The following is a 1,668-nucleotide window of genomic DNA, read 5'->3' as shown; positions in this document are numbered from 1 at the left end:
GCGGCGCGGGCGACGGGCTGGATTTAATCAAGCGGGTTAACAACTGCGACACCACAGAAGCGGCGAGGCTTGCCGCTTCTGTGCTGGGTATTGATTACCGGGCAGCGGAAACCGACCCGACAGCAGCCAGCCGGAGGCGGGAGCAAATGGAGTCTGAGCGCCAGCAGCGCGAGCAGGAGCGCCAGAAACAGGCCGCAGAAAGCGCAGGGCAGCGCCGGGCTACGTTTGCCAGCCTGTATGCAGAAAAGCGCCAGAGCGTCACACAGGGCGAATCTGAATACCTGATTGCTAAGGGGCTGGACGGGTTCACTTTCCCGCTATTGCCTGATGGTTCAGTCCTGCTTGAGCTGGTGGATGAGTCCGGCGCAGTGGCAGCCGCACAGACCATCACCCCACAGGGAGAAAAGCGCCTTCTGACAGGTTCAGCAAAGCGCGGGGCATACCATGCCGTAAACGCGCCAGAATCGCCGCAGAGCGTTTTAATTGCCGAGGGGCTGGCGACGGCCCTTTCAGTTCACCTGATGCGCCCGGACGCGCTGGCAGTGGCAGCAATTGACGCGGGCAACCTGCTACCCGTTGCCGAAGTGATGCGCCGTAAACACCCGAAGGCGCAAATTATTATCGCCGCAGACAACGACCACCACCAAAACGGAGAAGCCAATACAGGCAGGGAGGCCGCAGAGAAAGCCGCCTTATCCGTGGCTGGCTGGGTATCAATGCCACCGACAGACTACAAAGCCGACTGGAACGACCACCACCAGCAAAACGGGCTGGAAGTCGCTACGGCTGCGTTTAACGATTCGATGTACCAGATTCAGGGGGAAGCCGTGAAACCACGATTGCAGGCCATTGAGGGCGGTAAAACTGACCATCCAGAGAAAGACCCACTAAAACCCCACATTGAGAGCCGCAAAGATGGCGTTTTCTGGGTAACGCCGAAGGTGGACAAGGAAAGCGGGGAGATCATCAACGCTGAAAGCTGGTTATGTTCACCGCTGGAGGTTATCGGCACGGGACGCGACGACAAAGATCAGTATCTTATTATCTCATGGCTGGCATTCGGTGCAGGCATACCGACAACAGCGGCTATCCCGCTGGCTGATATTGGCGAGCGTGAAGGCTGGCGCACCCTGAAAGCTGGTGGCGTCAACGTCACAACGAAAAACAGCCTACGGGCGATTCTTGCCGACTGGTTACAGCGAAGCGGCTCGCGTGAATTGTGGCGCGTTGCTCATGCTACAGGCTGGCAGTGCGGGGCATACATCATGCCGGACGGGGAAATCATCGGCACACCTGAGCGGCCTGTTTTGTTCAGCGGGCGCAGTTCAGCCGCTGCCGGGTATACCGTAGCAGGAACGTCGGAAAGCTGGCGTAACAGTGTTGCGCGGCTGGCATACGGTAATTACGCGATGATGACAGGCATCGCCGCAGCACTGGCAGCGCCATTAATCGGGGTGGCAGATCGTGACGGATTCGGGATTCATTTTTATGAGCAATCGAGCGCCGGGAAAACAACCACGCAGAACGTGGCGAGCAGTCTATACGGCAACCCTGATGCCTTGCGCCTGACGTGGTACGGCACGGCGCTGGGGCTGATAAACGAGGCCGCCGCCCACAATGACGGGCTGATGCCACTGGATGAAGTCGGACAGGGCGCAGACCCGATAA

General features: G+C 58.9%; 1 protein-coding gene. It reads left to right on the top strand.

Translation table 11 applies throughout. The features are described 5' to 3' along the window. Positions 1-1,668: DUF927 domain-containing protein (locus HX884_RS26305; protein WP_256737204.1), on the top strand; the 1,668-nt coding region annotated here is incomplete at both ends.

Source organism: Enterobacter sp. SECR19-1250 (assembly GCF_013391025.1).
In the GTDB taxonomy this organism is placed as follows: domain Bacteria; phylum Pseudomonadota; class Gammaproteobacteria; order Enterobacterales; family Enterobacteriaceae; genus Enterobacter; species Enterobacter cloacae.
The sequence above is the reverse complement of the archived record's forward strand: the minus strand, read 5'-3'. Positions and strand labels throughout refer to the sequence as shown.